Annotated in this window: 2 protein-coding genes and 1 pseudogene; 2 read left to right on the plus strand and 1 reads right to left on the minus strand. The window is 41.1% G+C overall.

The window, feature by feature from the left end:
- The first annotated feature begins 434 nt into the window (after positions 1–434).
- Positions 435–1,115, plus strand: a complete 681-nt coding sequence (locus BCU12_RS08665) for a tetratricopeptide repeat protein (protein WP_102403937.1) — start codon at positions 435–437, stop codon at positions 1,113–1,115.
- Positions 1,116–1,224: 109 nt separating this feature from the next.
- Here the strand turns inward: BCU12_RS08665 and BCU12_RS08670 are convergent.
- Positions 1,225–1,587 (minus strand): annotated as a pseudogene (locus BCU12_RS08670) (helix-turn-helix transcriptional regulator); the annotation flags it as partial.
- 602 nt (positions 1,588–2,189) lie between these two features.
- On the opposite strand from BCU12_RS08670, the gene BCU12_RS08675 reads away from it, so the two are divergent.
- Positions 2,190–2,642, plus strand: a 453-nt coding sequence (locus BCU12_RS08675) for an outer membrane beta-barrel protein (protein WP_102403938.1), incomplete at its 3' end; no start/stop codon positions are given.

Genomic DNA, 2,642 nt, shown 5'->3' on the forward strand with positions numbered 1-2,642 from the left:
ATGACACTAGACAATGGCGTCTATGTTGACGGACGCATTCAAGCGACTGACTTCTCAGGTCACGGCACAAAACTGGATGGTAAAGACCAACTGCTAAACCAAGGCATGTTGACGGTTGGTTACAAGTTCTAATTCCATGAAGAAATTCTCGAGGTGATTACCTCGCCTGCCCCCGAATGGGGGCTTTTTCTTATCTGTACTTTTTACTAGCTGTACTTATTACTCGCTACAGTTTAATACTTGTGGCCGCTAGCCCCTTATGAATCTGTAACCTAACACCACATTGTTCAGGGAAATCACTGTCTATTGATACGGTGTAAGAAGATTTATATCCATAGGGTTGGTCGTTGGATTCGTTTTTGGATGGCGCAATAAGATAAGTAACGCACACACATTGCTTTAAACTTATTCCATTATTCGTCGGAGAATTATCCATGCTCAAGCATCGAATCATTACTTTTCTCTCTGCTTTACTCATCTCTTATTCAGCGATGTCGAGCAGTGACAACGTTACACAAAATACAGAGTCGGAAATAGACTCAGTCCCTTATGACAGCTTACAAATAACAAAGGCAGCGGCAAATGCGGGTTTAGTTGATGCTCAAGTGAAACTTGCAATGATGTACGAGCAAGGGGAAAACACGGACGTCGACCTTGAAGAGGCCATGTTTTGGTATCGATTGGCTGCAAATGAAGATCATCTTGAAGCACAATACAATTTAGCACTCCTCTATATTTCCGGAACAGGTGTTGAAGAAAATATAAGTGCAGCGCTCTACTGGATCGAACGTGCCGCTCATTTAGGCTACATGCCCGCAATAATACACCTATCCATTTATTCCGAATTTGGTGACCTGACAAATAACACTTGGGTTAAAAAAGCCGCTCAAAGTGGTGATGTGAGTGCGAGAATGCTATTGGCCGATTATTATCTTACGCGAGGACATTCTGAAGAGGACTTCAAAATCGCAGAATACTGGCTTTGGCAAGTGGCTAAACAGGGGATATCGGAAGCGCAGCTTAAATTGGTTGAGTTCTATTTAAATCCGAAATACGGAAGTGTTGATAAAGAAAAATCAACATATTGGCGCAATCAAGTCGCTAACATTGAATAAGTTTGACTCTGCAGAAGGCCACATACCTGGTGGCCTTTTTCTTATCGTCTGGATGCATTGTTACCTCACTATTGTCGATAATGTGAAAATAGCGGATCCTGTTGCTCATTCAATTGAGGCCTAAAATCGATTTTCGATATGATTTGGGGGTCAACCCTGTTATACGCTTGAAAGCACGAGAATAATGCGAAATATTATTGTAACCGAGCTGGCTTGATATGTGTGTCAGTGAATGGCCTTCTTCCATCAATTCACATGAGACTGAGAGCATTAAACTCTCTTTTACGTTTCGAAAACTGGTTCGTTCTTCTTTCAGCCGTCGTTGGAACGTTCTGGGTGTCATTTTTAGCAACTTGGCTGCTTGTTCTACGGTTAAAGAATGCTCTTTCACGTAAGGAAGCAAAGCGGTGAAGACACTATCACTAAAGCTTGTGTGCCATTCCACTAACGGCGCTTTAAGTTTCCTGTCTGACTCTCTGATCACCTTTTATTTCTGCGTAGGTTCGATACATAAACGGTTGCTAGAATTTAGAAGTACCCAACGACAAACAAGTAGTAACACATAACTCGTTCGGGGTTGAACAAATCGTTTATTAGCAAGTCTTTCTAGCTGTCTCAGCCTATTTGAGCTTATGCTTAAAAGTTACCAGTAACCCACTTCTAGGCATTCAATTTTCAATGGCGTAAAGACAAGCTGTAAACTTACGTTATCTTCATGCTAAGAAAGCAATCATGTAATGTACAAAGCCATTATGTATCAGAATATCGATTACTCTTAGTTAGGAACTATTAGCTTTTTGAATTGATTGTTGTGTGCAATTCATACTGATTGAGGCTAGCCCTATAGAATGAAGAATGAACTACGGTAGCAATTAATGTGAATCAATCTCGATAGGAATTTCGAGATAAAACGTGATCTAAACACGGATGGAATTACAAGGGTCTTCGACCTATCGATAAAAACGATGTTTTCTATTTTTGATTGTTCGACTTACTTCTGTAAATTACACCTCAAGCCAAACGGGATTGGCAAATATGAAAAGGGAGACATTAAAATTATTAGAGGTAATCGAAATGAAAAAAGTAATTCTAGCAACAACTTTAGCACTTATGACGGCATCTTCATTTGCAGCATCTGATACATCAGGCTTCCGCGTAGGTGGTGGTTTTGGTTCTGATATTGGCAACTCTTCAGTTTCAGAAAAGTACGGAACTGAAACTACGCTTGCAGTAGAAGGCGGCTATGATTTCAACAGCATTTTCGCGGTCAACGTGAAAGCTGGCGGTACAAACTACACACATTACAAAAACCAGAAAGACAAAAAAGGTGAAAACATCGGCACTATGTATGAGCTAGCGGTAGAGGCTGAAGCAGGTTATACATTCGTTACAGATAGTGGCCTATCACTGAAACCTTACGTTGCTTTAGGTGTAGTCGGTTATGACAAAAAATCGAGCGAAGCACTAGCGCTTTCAAAGGATAGTAAAGGTGTTTACGCAGCGGGTCGCGGCGCGGCTGGTGTTCGC

The organism is Vibrio sp. 10N.261.55.A7 (assembly GCF_002877365.1).
Lineage (GTDB): Bacteria > Pseudomonadota > Gammaproteobacteria > Enterobacterales > Vibrionaceae > Vibrio.